The sequence below is a fragment of the Cyanobium sp. ULC065 genome (assembly GCF_977927515.1).
The window spans coordinates 2,431,711-2,448,351 of record NZ_OZ376393.1; the positions used below are offsets into that span (position 1 = coordinate 2,431,711).

At 68.7% G+C, this 16,641-nt stretch carries 17 protein-coding genes; 5 read left to right on the forward strand and 12 right to left on the reverse strand.

The window, feature by feature from the left end:
* Positions 1 to 55: 55 nt before the first annotated feature.
* Positions 56 to 322 carry a hypothetical protein gene (locus ACXMDP_RS12015; protein WP_094513287.1) on the reverse strand — a complete coding sequence of 89 codons (267 nt, stop codon included), beginning with the start codon at positions 320 to 322 and terminating at the stop codon, positions 56 to 58.
* Positions 323 to 427: 105 nt separating this feature from the next.
* Positions 428 to 829: a Rid family detoxifying hydrolase gene (locus ACXMDP_RS12020; protein WP_259730814.1), complete on the reverse strand. Its 402-nt coding sequence runs from the start codon at positions 827 to 829 to the stop codon at positions 428 to 430.
* 141 nt (positions 830 to 970) lie between these two features.
* Here ACXMDP_RS12020 and ACXMDP_RS12025 point away from each other — a divergent pair, with 141 nt between their 5' ends.
* Positions 971 to 2,077, forward strand: coding sequence for an ABC transporter ATP-binding protein (locus ACXMDP_RS12025; RefSeq protein WP_259730813.1), 1,107 nt, complete (start codon positions 971 to 973; stop codon positions 2,075 to 2,077).
* A gap of 13 nt (positions 2,078 to 2,090) precedes the next feature.
* On the opposite strand, the gene gloB is transcribed toward ACXMDP_RS12025, so the two are convergent.
* On the reverse strand, positions 2,091 to 2,921 hold the full coding sequence (gene gloB / locus ACXMDP_RS12030) for a hydroxyacylglutathione hydrolase (RefSeq protein WP_259730812.1): 831 nt from the start codon (positions 2,919 to 2,921) through the stop codon (positions 2,091 to 2,093).
* 29 nt (positions 2,922 to 2,950) lie between these two features.
* On the opposite strand from gloB, the gene hisG reads away from it, so the two are divergent.
* Positions 2,951 to 3,595 (forward strand): ATP phosphoribosyltransferase, encoded by a 645-nt coding sequence (gene hisG, locus ACXMDP_RS12035; RefSeq protein ID WP_255101223.1) that lies wholly within the window; start codon positions 2,951 to 2,953, stop codon positions 3,593 to 3,595.
* Entirely contained in the window at positions 3,595 to 5,394 is a 1,800-nt protein-coding gene (locus ACXMDP_RS12040) for an ABC transporter ATP-binding protein (RefSeq protein ID WP_259730811.1), read from the forward strand. The genes hisG and ACXMDP_RS12040 overlap by 1 nt, the downstream gene beginning before the upstream one ends.
* Here ACXMDP_RS12040 and ACXMDP_RS12045 read toward each other — a convergent pair.
* The gene (locus tag ACXMDP_RS12045; RefSeq protein WP_259730810.1) at positions 5,367 to 6,146 is read right to left on the reverse strand and encodes an alpha/beta fold hydrolase; all 780 of its coding nucleotides are present in this window, start codon (positions 6,144 to 6,146) and stop codon (positions 5,367 to 5,369) included. The genes ACXMDP_RS12040 and ACXMDP_RS12045 overlap by 28 nt on opposite strands.
* An 86-nt stretch (positions 6,147 to 6,232) precedes the next feature.
* On the opposite strand from ACXMDP_RS12045, the gene ACXMDP_RS12050 reads away from it, so the two are divergent.
* Positions 6,233 to 6,721, forward strand: coding sequence for a GNAT family N-acetyltransferase (locus ACXMDP_RS12050; RefSeq protein WP_259730809.1), 489 nt, complete (start codon positions 6,233 to 6,235; stop codon positions 6,719 to 6,721).
* 22 nt (positions 6,722 to 6,743) lie between these two features.
* Here ACXMDP_RS12050 and ACXMDP_RS12055 read toward each other — a convergent pair whose 3' ends face one another.
* From ACXMDP_RS12055 to ACXMDP_RS12065, 3 genes are read right to left on the reverse strand one after another with little or no spacing between them, the layout of a single operon-like run.
* Positions 6,744 to 7,454 (reverse strand): TIGR04283 family arsenosugar biosynthesis glycosyltransferase, encoded by a 711-nt coding sequence (locus ACXMDP_RS12055; protein WP_259730808.1) that lies wholly within the window; start codon positions 7,452 to 7,454, stop codon positions 6,744 to 6,746.
* Positions 7,442 to 8,083: a TIGR04282 family arsenosugar biosynthesis glycosyltransferase gene (locus ACXMDP_RS12060; RefSeq protein WP_259730807.1), complete on the reverse strand. Its 642-nt coding sequence runs from the start codon at positions 8,081 to 8,083 to the stop codon at positions 7,442 to 7,444. Before ACXMDP_RS12060 ends, ACXMDP_RS12055 begins: the two co-directional genes overlap by 13 nt.
* Complete coding sequence (locus ACXMDP_RS12065) at positions 8,080 to 9,255, reverse strand: trypsin-like peptidase domain-containing protein (protein ID WP_259730806.1); 1,176 nt, start codon at positions 9,253 to 9,255, stop codon at positions 8,080 to 8,082. Before ACXMDP_RS12065 ends, ACXMDP_RS12060 begins: the two co-directional genes overlap by 4 nt.
* Positions 9,256 to 9,350: 95 nt before the next feature.
* On the opposite strand from ACXMDP_RS12065, the gene dnaA reads away from it, so the two are divergent.
* Entirely contained in the window at positions 9,351 to 10,778 is a 1,428-nt protein-coding gene (dnaA, locus tag ACXMDP_RS12070) for a chromosomal replication initiator protein DnaA (protein WP_399233949.1), read from the forward strand.
* A 53-nt stretch (positions 10,779 to 10,831) separates the two neighbouring features.
* Here dnaA and cbbX read toward each other — a convergent pair whose 3' ends face one another.
* Genes cbbX through ACXMDP_RS12095 form a run of 5 tightly spaced genes read right to left on the reverse strand, consistent with a single transcriptional unit; the run spans position 10,832 to position 16,595 of the window.
* Positions 10,832 to 11,782, reverse strand: coding sequence for a CbbX protein (cbbX, locus tag ACXMDP_RS12075; RefSeq protein WP_233133041.1), 951 nt, complete (start codon positions 11,780 to 11,782; stop codon positions 10,832 to 10,834).
* Positions 11,782 to 12,030, reverse strand: coding sequence for a 4a-hydroxytetrahydrobiopterin dehydratase (locus ACXMDP_RS12080; RefSeq protein ID WP_094513256.1), 249 nt, complete (start codon positions 12,028 to 12,030; stop codon positions 11,782 to 11,784). Before ACXMDP_RS12080 ends, cbbX begins: the two co-directional genes overlap by 1 nt.
* A gap of 23 nt (positions 12,031 to 12,053) precedes the next feature.
* Positions 12,054 to 13,187, reverse strand: coding sequence for a CO2 hydration protein (locus ACXMDP_RS12085; protein ID WP_259730805.1), 1,134 nt, complete (start codon positions 13,185 to 13,187; stop codon positions 12,054 to 12,056).
* Positions 13,184 to 14,719, reverse strand: coding sequence for an NADH-quinone oxidoreductase subunit M (locus tag ACXMDP_RS12090; RefSeq protein ID WP_255101228.1), 1,536 nt, complete (start codon positions 14,717 to 14,719; stop codon positions 13,184 to 13,186). Before ACXMDP_RS12090 ends, ACXMDP_RS12085 begins: the two co-directional genes overlap by 4 nt.
* A 25-nt stretch (positions 14,720 to 14,744) precedes the next feature.
* Positions 14,745 to 16,595, reverse strand: a complete 1,851-nt coding sequence (locus ACXMDP_RS12095) for an NAD(P)H-quinone oxidoreductase subunit F (protein WP_259730804.1) — start codon at positions 16,593 to 16,595, stop codon at positions 14,745 to 14,747.
* Positions 16,596 to 16,641: the final 46 nt, after the last annotated feature.

Consider the following 16,641-nt stretch of genomic DNA (forward strand, 5'->3'; position numbering starts at 1 on the left):
CCCGCTCATCCTCCAGCACTTATTGACAACCAACGCGCCAAGACTATCGACTCTTTCAGTGCATCAGTCCGGGCCAGCCGCCCGGGTAGCGCAGGGTTCGCCAGTCGCCGCGGGGTGTGCTCACCTCAATGCCGATCTCGATCGGTTGCTCCACTGCACAGGCCTGCTCTTCCCACCAGCTCAGGGCCGCTTCCCAGGCGGCATCCATCGACTCGAAGTGGTCGTCGAGCACAGGGTGAGGAGCGCACTGGCGGTCGACCAGGCGATACAGCCGCTGCGAACCGGCGGCGGGGGCAGAGCGACGAAAGGGGGAGAACGCCATGAACGTCGTAACGCAGAGGAACAGTGTCGGTCCTGTGCCAGCTGCTGACTGTCACGTCGACTACGTGATGTCGTGTTCGTTACCTGACGGTGGCCCCACCAGGCCTCAACCGAGCAACGCGATGCAGTCGATCTCCACCCGCGCGCCCCGCGGCAGGGCCGCCACTTCCACGCAGGCGCGGGCGGGGGGCACAGGCCCCTGGAAGGTTTCGGCGTAGATCGCGTTCACCCGGGCGAAATCGGCCAGGTCGGCCAGAAACACCGTGGTGCGCACCACCTGGTCCGGGCCGCTGCCTGCCGCCCGCAGCACCGCCACGAGGTTGCTGAGCACCTGGCGGGTCTCGGCCTCCACATCGCCGTCGCCCACCATCGCGCCGCTGACGGGATCCAAGGCGATCTGGCCGGAGCAGAACAGCCAGCCGCCCGCCAGCACGGCCTGGTTGTAGGGGCCCACCGGCTCAGGAGCGGCGGGAGTCTGGATCGCCTCGATGGACTGGCCGGCGCCCATGGCGTTGGAAGATGGGAAAAACGAGCTTAAGGGTGTCCTATCGCCAGCTCCACCGGGGTTTCCGCAGCGGCCGCTGCCCGTGCTGTCGCTGCAGCTGCTGCCAACGCCGCCACTGGGAACCGACCTGCAGCCGCTGAGTCCATGCCGGCCGATCCGGTGCGCCTCGATGGTGTCTGGCACCGCTACGGGCGCGGCGGCGCCCCTGGCGAGGCAAACGACTGGGCGCTGGAAGCGATCGACCTGCACCTGGGCCCGGGGGAACTGGTGGGCCTGCTTGGTCCCTCCGGCTGCGGCAAGACCACACTTTTGCGCCTGATCGCCGGCTTCGAACGGCCGTCGCGGGGGCAGGTGGCAGTGCAGGGCCGGCAGGTGGCCGGTCCGGCCGTCTGGGTGCCGCCGGAGCGGCGCGGGGTGGGCATGGTCTTTCAGGACTACGCCCTGTTTCCCCACCTCGATGCCTGGCAGAACACCTGTTTCGGCCTGCGGCCGCGCCAGGACCGCAGCCGGGCCGCCTGGTTGCTGGAGTTGCTGGGACTGGCGGGTCTGGAGCAGCGCTACCCGCACGAACTCTCCGGCGGCCAGCGGCAACGGCTGGCACTGGCCCGGGCGCTGGCGCCCGCACCGGAGCTGGTGCTGCTCGATGAACCCTTCTCCAACCTGGATGTGGACGTGCGGCTGCGGCTGCGTAGCGAACTGCCTGGCGTGCTCAGCCGCTGCGGCGCCAGCGGCCTGATCGTCACCCACGACCCGGAGGAGGCGCTGGCGATCTGCGACCGCGTGGCGGTACTCAAGGACGGGCGGCTGCACCAGTGCGCGGCGCCGCAGGAGCTGGTGGAGCATCCCGCCACCGCCTTCGTGGGCCACTTCGTGCTGCAACGCAACCTGCTGCCGGCCCAGTGGCGCAACGGCCAGGTGGTCACGCCACTGGGGGCCTTCGCGCCCCTCTCCGGCGCGGCGGCCTCCCCCTGCCCGGACGGGGCACCGGCTGAGGTGCTGCTGCAACCCGATGCCCTGGAGCTGACCCCCGATCCGGCTGGCACTGCCTGGGTGATGGGTCGGGAGTTTCTGGGGCGGGAATGGCTGCTGCAGGTGGAGCTGGAACAGCCGCAGGCGGCCCCGTTCCGCCTGCGGCTGCGCCTGCCGCTGGAGCGCACCTTCCAGCTCTCCGAACGTTGCCGCCTGGGCCTGCGGCCCCAGCAACCGGCCCTGCTCTTTCCCCAGCGGCTGCCCCTGCTCCCCTGCCTCTGAGCCCCCTGACGCCTCAGCCCTGCCAGCCGTCCTTGTGCCGACGCAGCGCGGCGAGCGTGGCGGCGTTGCCGGCACGCAGGAACAAATTGGTGGCACGCTCCAGAGCAATCGTGCTGGGGATGGTGGCCTGCCCCTGGCTGCGGGCCAGCTCCACGGCCGCCAACCGTGCCGTGATCGCGCCCGCGGCAGCCTCTGGCTCTGCCGCCACCAGCGCAGCAGCCCAGCGAAGGTTGGCGCGGGTGTACTCGTGAGCGCACCACACGCGCGTGCTGTCCGGCAGCTGCGCAAGCTGCTGCAGCGAGTGGTGCATCTGCTCCGCCGAGCCCTCGAACAGCCGCCCGCAGCCGGCGCCGAACAGGGTGTCGCCGCAGAACAGCTCCCCGTGCCCGCCCGGCACCTCGGGCAGCACATAGGCCAGATGGGCGCGGGTGTGCCCCGGCACCTCCAGCACCTCCACGGCCCGGCCCAGCAGGGTCAGGCTGTCACCGCCACGCACCGAGAGGGTCTGGAGCGGAATGCGGTCGCGGTCGGCGGCGGCGGCGATCACCGCAGCGGCTGGCCAGCGCTCCAGCAGGCCGGCGGTGCCACCGATGTGATCGGAGTGGTGGTGGGTCTGCAGCACGGCCACCAGCTCCAGCCGGTGGGCCTCCAGCCAGGCGCGCACCGGCGGCGCCACGGCAGGATCCACCACCACCGCCCGGCCGGGTTCCGCCCCTGGCACCAAGGGGTCGTGCAGCACGAACACGTAGTTGTCGTTCAGCACCGGGATCAGCGACACGGCCAGCGCCGGTGGCCGCCCTCCCGTTGCTGCCACGGCCGGCGGCTCGCTGCGGGAGGTCTGCATCGGTAAAGTCCAGGTTGCGGAGCACGCCCATGATCACCGTTGCTCTGGCCAAAGGGGCCCTGCTGAAGGATTCGGTGCGCTGCCTCGCCGCGGCCGGTCTTGATTTCTCCGCCCTGCTCGACAGCGACAACCGCCAGTTGATGGTGCCCAGCCCGTGCGGTACCGCCCGCGCCCTGCTGGTGCGCAACGCTGATGTGCCTGTCTACGTGGCCTACGGCCAGGCCCAGCTCGGCATCGTCGGCGAGGACGTGCTGCGGGAGCACCAGCTGCCGGTGGCCCCCCTGGTCGACCTTGGTTTCGGTGGCTGCCGCATGGCCGTGGCGGTGAAGGCGAGCAGCGGCTACCGCCGGGCCGCCGATCTGCCGGCCCACTGCCGCGTGGCCAGCAAGTTCGTGCGCTGCGCCGAAACCTTCTTCAACCAGCTCGACCTGCCGGTGGAGCTCATTCACCTCACCGGGTCAGTGGAGCTGGGACCGATCACCGGCATGTCTGAGGCGATCGTGGATCTGGTGGCCACCGGCCGCACCCTGCGCGACAACGGGCTGGTGGCCATTGAGGACCTGTTCCACAGCACTGCCCGGCTGATCGGCCATCCCCTGGCCCTGCGACTGGATCAGGGCCAGCTGCAGACGATCATCGACCGGGTGGCGGCGGCCCGTCTGGAGGCGCGCTGATGGCCGCCCGCGACCGTCAGCGGCTGCTCAACCTGATTCCCTACCTGGGCCGCGACCGCCGCCGGCTGCTGCTCACGCTGCTGCTGCTGATTCCCGTCGCCTTCTCGGCGGCCGTGCAGCCGCTGCTGGTGGGCCAGGCGATTTCGGTGCTTCGCAACGAGCCCAGGGCCGCCTGGCTGGTGGGCCAGAGCGTGTCGGAGGCGATGCGCACCCTGGTGCTGTGCCTGCTGGCAGCGGTGCTGGTGCGCCTGGCGCTGCAGGGGGTTCAGAGCTACAGCGTCCAGGCCGTGGGGCAGCGCCTCACCGCCCGCATCCGCGACGACCTGTTTCGCCATGCGATGGCCCTGTCGCTGCGCTTCCACGACCGCACCGCGGTGGGCAAGCTGCTCACCCGCCTCACCAGCGATGTCGACGCCCTGGCCGAAGTGTTCGGCAGCGGCGCCATCGGTGTGCTCGCCGACCTGGTGACCCTGGTGGTGATCGCCGTCACCATGCTCTCGATCGAGTTCCGGCTTGGCGCCCTGCTGCTGGTGATCCAGATTCCGGTGGTGGTGGTGATCCTCTGGCTGCAGGGGCGCTACCGCAAAGCCAACTACCGCGTGCGCGAAGAGCTCAGCCAGCTCAACGCCGACCTGCAGGAAAACCTGCAGGGGCTGGATGTGGTGCAGATGTTCCGGCGTGAGGCGGTCAACAGCGCCCGCTTCGGCGTGACCACCAACGCCTACCGCAAGGCGGTCGACGGCACGATCTTCTACGAAAGTTCGATCTCCGCCTTCATCGAATGGGTGGCCCTCACAGCCGTGGCATTCGTGCTGGCCCTGGGCGGCTGGATGGTCACCGACGGCACCATCGGCCTGGGCACCCTCACCACCTTCATCCTGTTCTCCCAGCGCCTGTTCGATCCACTGCGTCAGCTGGCGGAGCGCTTCACCCAGATCCAGGGCGGCCTCACGGCCGTGCAGCGCATCGGTGAGCTGCTGGAGGAACCGATCGAGATCAGCGATCTGGCCATCGAACAACGCACCGCCGCCGCCCGCCGCTCCGGCCGCGAACGGGCCAGCGAGGGCGAGGTGATCTTCGAGAACGTCTCGTTCGCCTACCGGCCCGACGATCCGATCCTGACCGACCTCAGCTTCCGCATCGCCCCTGGCGAGCATGTGGCCCTGGTGGGCCCCACCGGCTCCGGCAAGACCACCGTGATCCGCCTGCTCTGCCGGCTCTACGAGCCGCAGCAGGGGCGGATCCTGCTCGATGGCATCGACATCCGCGAGCTGCCCAGCCTCACGCTGCGCCAACGGCTCGGCGTGGTGCTGCAGGACACCTTCCTGTTCAGCGGCAACGTGGCCGACAACCTGCGCCTCGATGCGGCGATCCCCGACGACGAGCTGCAGCGGATCTGCCGTGAGCTCGGCCTCGATGCTCTGCTGCGGCGCCTCCCCGATGGGCTGGCCACCGAACTGCGCGAGCGGGGCGGCAACCTGTCCTCGGGCGAGCGGCAGCTGCTGGCGGTGGCAAGGGTGGCGATCCGCGACCCATCCGTGCTGGTGATGGATGAGGCCACCGCTTTCATGGATCCCTCCACTGAAGCCACCCTGCAACGCGACCTCGACAAACTGCTGCATACCCGCACCGCGATCGTGATCGCCCACCGCCTGGCCACCGTGGAGGCCGCCGACAGGATCCTGGTGCTGCGGCGCGGCCGCTTGATCGAGCAGGGCACACACCGCGAACTGCGCCAGGCCGGTGGGCTCTACGCCCAGCTGGCCGATCTTCAGGAGCGTGGCCTGGCCAGGCTCTGAACCCAACTCTCGATCACCTCTGCGAGCTGATGGGGCGACTGGCGCATCGGCAGATGGCCGCAGCCCTGCAGTTCGGCCAGCTCGTGGCGATCGGAGTAACCCGCCAGATGGCGCACGTAGCGGGGCTCCATCACCTGGTCACGGCTGCAAGCGATCCAGAGGCTCGGCACCTGCAGGCCGGCCACCAGCGCCGGCAGCTGGCGCACGGCGCCGCGGTTGGTGCTGCAGGCCAGCAGGCTGCGGGCCGCCCGCTGCTCGGCGATCAGGGGGCTGCGGATGGCGCCGGTGCCCGGCAGCTCCGCCAGCCAGCTGGGGCGCCACTGCAGGAACAGCCGACCACCATTGCGCAACTGGCTGAAGGCGCGCGGCTGGTACACCCCGCCCCCCGCCGCGATCTGAATCACCCCCAGGAGCCGATCGCCCAACAGCGGCGCCGCATGCAGCGCCATGCTGCCGCCGAGCGAGTGGCCCACCAGCACCACGCGCCGCTCTTCCAGGCTGAGGCACTGGTCGGCCACCCAACGGCCGTAGCTGGCCAGGGTGGGGTGGAGGGAACGGGGACGGGGCGTGCCACCGAAGCCGGGCAGGTCAGGGGTCCAGAGTCGCTGGCGCCCGTTCAGTGCCAGGCGCAGCGGGTCCCAGAGGCGACCGGCCAGCAGCCAGCCGTGCAGGCACACCAGCAGTGGCCGCTCTTCCCCGGCAGCGGCGGGAGGGGGGGCGACGCCCTGGTCAGCCGGAACGGAACGGGGCAATCCAGGGGCGAAGCAGGCCTCCAGCCTGCAACGGAACCCCGCCGATCGGGCAGGATCGTCCCATTGCGTTGCCTCGGCCCTCAGGATTGGACTCCGACCCCCTTCTCTCCAGCTTCTACGGCGTCGGATTCCGCCTCTGCCCCACGCCCAATCCGCAGCTGCAGCTGGTGTTGAGCGAAGACCGGGAGATCGATCTGGTGGAGCTCGAAAAACTCTGTGATGCGGTGGGCTGGAGCCGCCGGCCGCTGCGGCGGGTGCGCAAGGCGCTGCAGCACAGCCTGCTGCGCGTTGGGCTATGGCGTCACGATCCACGCGTGCCGCGGCTGGTGGGCTTCGCCCGCTGCACCGGCGATGGCGTGCTGGAAGCCACGGTGTGGGATGTGGCGGTGCACCCGCTCTATCAGGGAGCGGGGCTGGGGCGGCAGCTGATGGCCTACGTGCTCGATCGCCTGCGCACCATGGAGGTGGAGCGCGTGAGCCTGTTCGCCGACCCCGACGTGGTGGGCTTCTACCAGTCGCAGGGCTGGGAACTGGAGCCGCGTCAGCGGCGCTGCGCCTTCTGGTATTCCCCCTGAACCATCGCCCGACCACTCGCTCTCAAAGCTGGTAATAGCGGCGGGCGAGCTCGCCGGCCTCGGTGCCGTGGCGCCAGGCACGCCTGAGCCGCGCGTTGTGCCAGGTGGTGCGCCACACCCCCAGCCGCCGCCAGCGCCTGCCTTCCACCCACACCACAGGTCCCAGGCAGCGGACCGGCGCCCACCGGCGCAGGCGCAGCACCAGATCGAGGTCCTCCATCAGGGGCAGAGGGCGCAGCCCACCGACCCGCTCCAGCAGGCGCCGCGGCAGCAGCAGCCCCTGGTCGCCGTAGGGCATGCACGCCCAGCGGCTACGCAGCTCCACGGCCGCCTCCATCAGCCGCAGGGCCAGGCCCGGCTCCTGCACCCGCAGACGGAAGTACCAGGCGGCTTCGGCCTGCCCCAGCGCCGCCCGCACTGACTCCCACCAGCGCGGCGGCAGACGCAGATCGCCATGCAGCAGCAGCAGCCAGGGGGCTTCCGTGGCGGCCACTCCCGCCACCAGCTGGGCTCCCCGGCCCCCGGCGACCTGCCGCAGCGCCGCACCGGCCAGCCGCGCCAGCCTGCCGCTGCCATCGGAGCTGCCTCCATCCACCACCAGCAGTTCGCTGATCAGCCCCGGTGGCGCCAGCGACAGATCGGCCAGCAGCAGAGGCAGATGGGCCGCCTCATTGCGCACGGGGATCACCACGGCGATCCCCCCCGGTGGCGCGGCGGCCGTCAGCTGTGCCATGGCGCCAGGTCGCCGACGCGGTCGAGGTCGCTGCGCAGCGTCAGCAGAGTGGGTTCCAGACCGCATTGGCGGGCCAGATGCAGGGTCTGATCCAGTACCGCCGACGAGCCCCAGTCGATGCCACAGAACAGCGCCGGTTCGGGCCGGCGCAGGCCGATCAACCAGTAACCGCCATCTGTGGCGGGGCCCAGCACCAGGGGGCTGTGCTCCAGCGCCACGAAAGCAGCGGCCAGATCCGCGCCCTCCAGCAGCGGCAGGTCTGTGCCGATCAGCACCACCCGGTGGGCCCCGGCGCGAAAGGCGCGGTGAAACTGGCGGGCCATGCGCACGCCCAGGTTGCCCTTCCCCTGCAGCACCACTGCCTCAAGGCCTGCGCCGCGCCCCCAGCGCCCTGCCGCCCGCCTGCCCAGCCCCTCCACGGCCAGCAGCGTGGAGCAGCGGCCGGCAGCGGCCAGAGCCCCGGCCACCACGAGGGTGTGGGCGGTGAGTAGGCGCTGGATGCGGGCCGCCGAAACGGCGCCGATGCTGGCCCCCAGGCGCCGCTTGCAGCGGCCCGGGGCGGGCCAGCGCGCCATCACCACCAGAACACGCTGCCCCCTGGGTGAGGGAGCCGGCTCAGCCTCGCTCATCCAGGAGTCTTGAGCTCCGCCGGTCGCATGTTGAGCGTGAGGGTCTGGCTGCCACGGCGCACCCTGATGGTCATGTCGCTGCCGACCCGCACCTGATCCACCGCCACCTGCACCTCGGAAGGACTGCGCACGGCCTTGTCGTCCACCTGTTCGATCAGGTCGCAGGGCTTGAGCCCCCCCTGCTCGGCGGGGCTGCGGGGCAGCACCTCCACCACCACCACGCCCTGGACTTCCGGCAGCTCGCACTCAGAGGAGGTGGCGTTGATCTCGCGCGCCAGCTGGGGCGTGAGCGCCTGTAGGCGCACACCGATGTAGGGGTGCGAGGCCCGGCCCTTCTCCAGGATCTGGGCGGCGATCTGACGGGCCAGGTTGACCGGGATCGCAAAGCTGAGGCCGGCACCGGGCGCCTGGCGGATGGCGGTGTTCACACCGATCACCTGTCCCCGGTCGTTGATCAGCGGCCCCCCGCTGTTGCCGGGGTTCACGGCCGCGTCGGTCTGGATGTAGGGCACCCGTTGGCCTTCGCCGATGGCATTGGTGCGCTGGATGGCGCTGATGATCCCTGCGGTGACGGTGTTGTCGAGCCCCAGCGGGTTGCCGATCGCGATCGCCCACTCCCCGGGCCTCACGCGGGCGGAATCCCCGAGCGGCGCCACTGGCAGCCCCTGGGCCACCACCTTCACCACGGCGATGTCGGTGAGCGGATCACTGCCAAGCACCTTGCCGGTGAAGCTGCGCCCGTCTGGCAACGTGATCGACACCTCGTTGGCCCCCTCCACCACGTGGGCGTTGGTGATGATCACCCCGTCGGAGCGGGTGATGAAGCCCGAGCCCTGCCCCTGCTGCTGCTGAATCGCCGGACCACGCCCGAACAGGCCACCCAGCGGGTTGACCACCCGCTTGACCGTGTCGATGCGCACGACGGCCGGACCCACCTTTTCGACCGCATTGACGATGAAGCTGTTGCCGGTCTGCAGCGGCCCTGCCGGCGGCGCATCGCTCACCTTCGGCAGTGCGGGAGCACGGTCGCTCCGGGGGAGCTGCGGCAGCTGGGGCAAGCCGGGCAGGTCCGGCAGGCTCACCGCGCAGCCGCTCATGGCGATTCCCAGCAGTCCGGCAGTGAGGCCAGCCCGTGGAAACCGGCGCGGACGGGGGAGGCGGACAGGGGACATCGTGGGCGGGCAAGCCAGGTCAGGATGCGCCTCAACGGAGGCCGCCCGCCTGGAAGGTCTCTGCCTATATTCGGCCCCCGGGCGTTGGGGTGGTGGTGCAGCAGGGTGATCAGCTGTGGCACCGGGTTCAGGATTCGCTTCAGGCCAATCTGAGCAAGCCCACCTTCGAAACCTGGATCCGTCCAGCCCGCTGTGCCGGCTTCAGCAACGGGGTGCTGCAGTTGGAAGCGCCGAACAGCTTCGCCTGTGGCTGGCTGCGCAAGAACTACCTCACCACCATTGCCGCCGTCGCCTCTGAGCTCGCCGGGCACGGCGTCGCCGTAGAGGTGTCCACCGCCCAGACGGTCCCTGAGCAGAGCCCTGATGGGCTGCCGGAGGCCATGGCCGGCGAAGGGGGGCCGGTGGCCGCCGGTGCCAGGGCGATGGCGGGCCCGTCCTCCGGCGCCCCGGTGCTGGCGGCGACCGCCAGCGGTGAAACACCCAGGCGGCCGGCGCCGGGGCTTAACCCCCGCTATGTGTTCAACCGCTTTGTGGTGGGGCCCAACAGCCGCATGGCCCATGCGGCGTCGCTGGCGGTGGCGGAGGCGCCGGGGCGGGAGTTCAACCCCCTGTTCCTCTGCGGTGGGGTCGGGCTGGGCAAGACCCACCTGATGCAGGCGATCGGCCACTACCGCGTCGAGATCGACCCGGACGCGCGCGTTTTCTACGTATCCACAGAGTCGTTCACCAACGACCTGATCCAGGCGATCCGTAAGGACGGCATGCAGAAATTCCGCGACCGCTACCGGGCCGCCGATCTGATCCTGGTGGACGACATCCAGTTCATCGAAGGCAAGGAATACACCCAGGAGGAGTTCTTCCACACCTTCAACGCCCTGCATGAGGCGGGGCGCCAGATCGTGATCGCCAGCGATCGCCCCCCCAGCCAGATTCCCCGCCTGCAGGAGCGGTTGATCTCACGCTTCTCGATGGGCCTGATCGCCGACATCCAGACACCGGACCTGGAGACCCGCATGGCGATCCTGCACAAGAAGGCGGAGCAGGAACGCATGACCCTGCCGCGCGACCTGATCCAGTACCTGGCGGGCCGCTTCACCTCCAACATCCGGGAGCTGGAGGGGGCGCTCACCCGGGCCGTGGCCTTCGCCTCGATCACCGGTCTGCCGATGACGGTGGAATCGGTGGCGCCAATGCTCGATCCGGTGGGCAACGAGGTGGTGGTGACGCCGCAGCAGGTGGTGGAGAAGGTGGCCGAGGTGTTCGGTGTCAGCATCGAGGAGATGCGCAGCAGCAGCCGCAAGCGGGCCGTGAGCCAGGCGCGCCAGGTGGGCATGTATCTGATGCGCCAGACCACCGATCTGAGCCTGCCCCGCATCGGCGATGTGTTCGGCGGCAAGGACCACAGCACCGTGATGTATGCCGTGGAGCAGGTGGAGAAGAAGCTGGCCAGCGATCCTTCCCTGGCCCGCCAGCTGCAGCAGGTGCGTGATCTCTTGCAGATCGACGGCCGCCGCCGACGCTAGAAGCTGGTGGTGATCTGCAGCCGCCAATCCGCAGCCGCTGATCGGCCCTTGGCTCAGGTGAGCGGCAGGCTGCGATCGAGGCCTTCGACTCGGCCCTGGAACACACTGCTGGCGGTGATGTCTTCCGCCTCGATCGTGATCAGATCCCGCTTGGTGAGGCCGCGCCCCATGTGGTTGAACAGCCGGTTCGCCTGACGCATGCGGGCCCGATCGATGGCATTGCGGATCGAGCGGGCATTGGCGAAAAACGGCAGCAACATACGCCGCTGGATATAATCAGAAAAAGCGATGCTGGCCTCATCGCTGAAGCGATAGCTTTCTCCGGCAAGAATCAGCTTGGCGATGGCCAGCAACTCCGGAGCAGTGTAATCCGGGAAGTCGATATGGTTGGCTACACGGGAAGATAGGCCGGGATTCGATTGATAGAAGACATCCATCTTGTCTTTATAGCCCGCAAAGATCACCACCAGATCATCACGGTTATTCTCCATCACCTGCAGCAGGATCTCGATCGCCTCAGCGCCATAATCGCGCTCATTCTCAGGGCGGTAGAGGTAGTAGGCCTCATCGATGAACAGCACGCCACCCATGGCCCGCTTGAGCATCTCCCGCGTCTTGGGGGCGGTATGGCCGATGTACTGGCCCACCAGATCATCACGGGTGGCCGTGACCAGATGGCCTTTGCGCACATACCCCAGCCGGTGCAGGATTTCGGAAATCCTCTCGGCCACAGTCGTTTTGCCCGTGCCTGGATGCCCCGTGAACGACATGTGCAGGCTGGGGGCCGCCGTGGCCAGCCCCACCTGCTTGCGGGCTCGCTCCACCACCAGCAGGGCGGCGATCTCCCGGATCCGCATCTTCACCGGCTTGAGCCCGATCAGTTCACGGTCGAGCTGATCGAGCACATCACCCACACCGGTGCCTTCGTAGGCGGCCCGCAGATCCACCGGGGTGTCATCCGCCATCACCGGATCGGAGCTGGGGCCGACGGTGGAGGGGGCCATCAGGGCACGAGACGATCGATGGCCTCGGCGAACGCGGTTTCTGGTTCACCGATCGGGCCGTCCTCTGTTTCGCTGCGCAGGGTGAGATTCACGTAGGTGCGCCCGAAGCTGATGTCCGGAAAGCGGCCGCTCCGCTCAGACAGATCGTTGAGCTGCTCGAGGAAGACGCGGGTGGTTTCGTAGTCGCCGAATTCCAGCCGCCGCTCCAGACGTTCGGGTCGCTGCCGATGGGTCCAGGGTTGCTCCATCTGGGAAACCTACTGCAGGGAAATCATCCAGCCGCGGCGGCCAATCGGTCAGGCAGGCAGTCGATGCGCGCCACCCGCAACCGCTCGATCCAGGCCATCGCATAGGCCCGGTTGGCCTGTTGTTCGCTTGGGTCACTGCTGGAGAGCGGGTGGGGAAAGGTGCCGTCGATCGCCGCATTGGTGACGCAGAACATCGCCTTCTGAAAACTGGCGCAGATCTTCACGCGTAGATCACCCTCCCCCCGGCCCCGGCTGCGGTACACCTGCAGCAACGCCGCCGGCAGATGGCGGCTCATGTCCTGCATCAGCAGGCTGGGCGGAATGCCCGCACCCATGGTTGGCAGTGGATCGGCATAGAGCGCGCCGTACTGGAAACAGGCCTGATCGATCGGGATCTGGCGCGCCTGCGCGTTGAACGACACCGTGCCGAGGAACGGACTGCCCCGCAGGAACACCGCCTCCACGTAGGGCACCGCCACATCACTCAGGAAGGTGAGGCCGGCGGCAGGCGGCAGGATCTCGAAGGGCACACCATCGAGCTCCACCGTGTAGCAGATGGGCTGGCCGGCAGCCGCCACCAGCCCCTCGCGGATGAAGGCCACCACAGCGGCGATCGTGGCGACCTCACCGCGGCGGTGGGAGGCGGCGAGATCCAGGAACAGATCGCTCATCACCCGCCAGAACTGGCCCAGCGCGCTGGCGGTGGCCGCCGAGCGGATCAGCTCAGGCAGGAACTCCGGGAACAGAGGATCCAGCAGGGCCAGCAGCGGATCACGGCGGCGCTTGTGGCCGATCACCACGGCACAATGCTGCTGGAAGGCAGGCGAATCGAGGTAGGCATCAAGGCCGCCGGTGCCATGCCAGAGCATCAGGCGCTGGCAATACTCGGCGTATTCGAAGTTGATGCGGTCGTGGATCAGGTGGCGCCAGAGCCGCTGCGGGGTGACCTCCCCGTTGAGGAAGCGCAGCACCGGGAAGGGATTGAGAAACTCGCGCTGGGCCTGGTGGATGAGGTTGCGGCTGTAGGCATCGAGCACCTCCCCATAGCTCTCCAGCACCGCCACCACCTCCAGCAGATGCTCGGCGGAGTGATCGAGCAGCGGCACCCCTGCGAGCAGGCGCTCCAGCATCGCTGCCGCTTCAGGCTGACGGGTCATCGCCCCCTCCCCCCGGCGACCAGGCCATCAGGCACCACCGGGGCAGGCAGAGCCGCCAGGCTGTGCGGCGCCCGGCTCATCGCCGTCGTGGTGGCCGTGGCAAGGGTGCCCAGTCCCTGCGGCGCCACCCCGAGCAGCAGCACCGCCACCGTGAGCGCAAGTGCAGGGATCTGTCGGGCCAGGGGCACCGCCGGCAAGGGCGTGTCGACGTCGTCGGCCGGAGGGGAAAGGCGACCGAAAAACACCCGGTTCACCAGCAGCAGGAAGTAGACCGCCGTGAGGCCCGAGCCCACCATGCACAGGACGGTGGCCAGCGGGAAGGGCACCAGGCTGCCGCGGAACACCAGAAATTCGGAGATGAAGCCCGCCATGCCGGGGATGCCGGCACTGGCCATCACCCCGGCGATCATCAGCGAACCGGTGATCGGCAGACCCCGCTCAGGGTTGAGCAGGCCACGCAGCACGTTCAGGTCGCGGGTGCCGGTGGTGGCGTACACCACCCCCACCAGCAGGAACAGCAGCGCGGAGATCAGGCCGTGGCTCACCATCTGAAAGAGCGCGCCCAGCAGACTCACCGGAGTGGCAGCGGCAGCTGCCAGCAGCACGTAGCCCATGTGGCCCACGGAGCTGTAGGCCACCATCCGTTTCATGTCCTGCTGCTGAATCGCAGCCAGCGAGCCGAACAGAACCGACACCGCGGCCCAGCCCGCCAACCATGGAGACATCAACTGCCAGGCATCGGGGAAAAGGCCAAGGCAGAAGCGCAACAGTCCATAGGTGCCGAGCTTCAGCAGCACCCCGGCCAGCAGCAGGGACACCGGCGTGGAGGCCTCGGTGTGGGCATCCGGCAGCCAGGTGTGGAATGGAAACAGCGGGATCTTGATGCCGAACCCCACCAGCAGGGCCCCCATCAGCAGCAGCTGAAGGCCCATACCCAGCTGTTGGCCCAGCAGCGGCTGCAGGCTGAAATCGGCCGTGCCGGTGGCCAGCGCCAGTCCGAAGAAGGCGCCAAGGATCAGCACACCGGACACGGCGGTGAACAGGAGGAACTTCGTGGCCGCATAGGCGCGGTTGCTGCCACCCCAGATGGCGATCAGCAACCAGAGCGGAATCAGCTCCAGCTCATAGAAGAGGAAGAACAACAGCAGATTCTGGGCGAGGAAGGCGCCGTTCACCGCCCCGCTGATCAGCAGCAGCAGGGCGTAGTAGAGGCGGGGTCGCGGCGTGGAGGTGGACGTGACCAGCGCCGCTGCCAGCGAGAGCGCCCCATTGATCAGCACCAGAGGCAGCGAAAGGCCGTCGATGCCGAGCCGGTAGTCGAGGCCAAGGCTGCCAACCCAGGGCGCCATCTCCTCGAGCTGCAGGCCGGGAATGGCGGGGTCGAACTGCCACAGCACCCGCAGCGACCAGGCCACCTGCAACACCAGCAGCGCCAGGCAGGTGCGACGCAGACGCTCTCCGCTCACCTCACCGGGCCAGAGCAGCAGGGCGATGGCACCGAGCAGCGGGATCAGCAGCAGACCGCTCAACATGGCGGCACTTGTTCGGAAGGAAGGGTCATCGCACCACCCAGGAGAGCGAGGTGAGCAGCAGCACGATCGCCACGGTCCCGGTGAGCACGTAGGTCTGGGTGTGACCGTTGACGCTCAGCTTGAGGCCTTCGGCACTGGCCAACGACAGGCTGCCCACCCGGTTCACCAGAGCGTTGACCACATCGCGGTCGAAGCGGGCGGCGGCACGCGAGAGCCCCGCCACCAGCGCCACGATCGTGAGCCGGTAGATCCGATCGGTGTAGAAGTCGTAGGCGAGCAGATCCTGCAGCAGGCGCAGCGGCCGCAGGATCGTGACCGACCAGCCCTTGCGCAGCGGCAGCAGGCAGCCGGCCACCAGGGCGCCGGCACTGGTAAGCAGCAGCGAGAGCGCCACCGGCAGCGAGAACGAGGCCAGGCCGGGCACCGGGTCGATCACCACCATGATCAGCGGTGTGACCAGCACCAGCACGGTGAGGCTCACCATCGGCAGGGCCATCTGCCAGTTCACCTCAGGGGTGCGGCGAGTCTTGGGCTGGGCCGCGCCGAGGAACACCAGCCGGAACACCCGCGTGAGGTTGAGCACGGTGAGCGCGTTGGCGAGCAGCACGATCGCCGCCAGCCAGGGAGCGCTGCGCAGCATCGCCTGCACATCCAGACCCAGCGCCCAGAAGCAGCCGAGGGGAACCAGGCCGGTGGTACCTGCCGCCCCCACCAGGAACGCGCAGGTGGTGGCGGGCATGCGCCGACCCAGACCGCCCAGTTCGCTGAGGTCCTGGCAGTTGGTGGTGGCGATCACACAACCGATGCTCATGAACAGCAGTGCCTTGCCGACGGCATGGGCGAACAGCAACAGCAGGGCAATACCTGGCTGCTGCATGGCGATGGCAATGAACACCAACCCCATCGAGGCGCTGGTGGAATAGGAGAGCGTTCGCTTGATATCCACCTGAGCGATGGCCACGAGCGAACCGCCGATGGCGGTGACCGAGCCGAGCACCACCAACGCCGCCAGGCTCAGGGGCGAAAGCTGCAGGATCGGCATCAGGCGCAGCAGCACGAGCGCGCCGCAGGTGACTACCACCGAGTTGCGCAGGATCGAAGCTGGATTCGGCCCCTCCATCGCCTCATCGAGCCAGAGGTGCATCGGAAAGAGGGCGCACTTGCCCAGTGGCCCGGAGATCAGCGCCAGGCCGAGCAGATTGCCCGCCAGCGGGCTGATCTGTGCCCCTGCCGCCCAGCTGTAAAGGTCGTCGAAGCGCATCACCCCCGCCCACGCCGACAACGCCACCACCCCCATCAGCAGCAGCACGTCGCCCACCCGTTTGGTGAGGAAGGCATCGCGTGCGGCCGTCACCACCAGCGGCTGGGCATACCAGAAGCCCACCAGCAGGTAGGTGGAGAGGGTGAGCATCTCCAGCAGGAAGTAGGTGAGAAACAGCGAACTGCTGAGCACCACCCCCGCCATCGCCCCCTCGAAAAATCCCACCAGGGCGTAGAAGCGCGCCAGCGACCACTCCTTGTCGAGGTAACCGAGCGCGAAGAACTGGGCCAGCAGGCTCAGCCCTGTCACCAGCTCCAGGCTGGCCAGGCTGGTGAGCGAGAGATCGAAGCTGAGCGAGAGGGTGAGGTCGGCGGCCTGAAACCAGGGCACCGTGATCGCGAAGGGGCCTTCACGCAGCACGACGGCCAGCACGGCGCTGCCATGCAGGAAGGCCACCAGCGAAACGAGAATGTTCAGGTACGCGGCCGGCCTGGGGCCATCGCGGCGAATCCAGCCGCAGGCCCACGGCAGCGACAGCACGACGCCGACGAAGCCATACAGAGGAATCAGCCAGGCCAGCTGAATGATCAGGTGCGGAGCGGCGACCGTGAGCAAGGTGGCGCGACGGGTGGGTTGGGACGTGGACCGTTCAGCAGTCTTG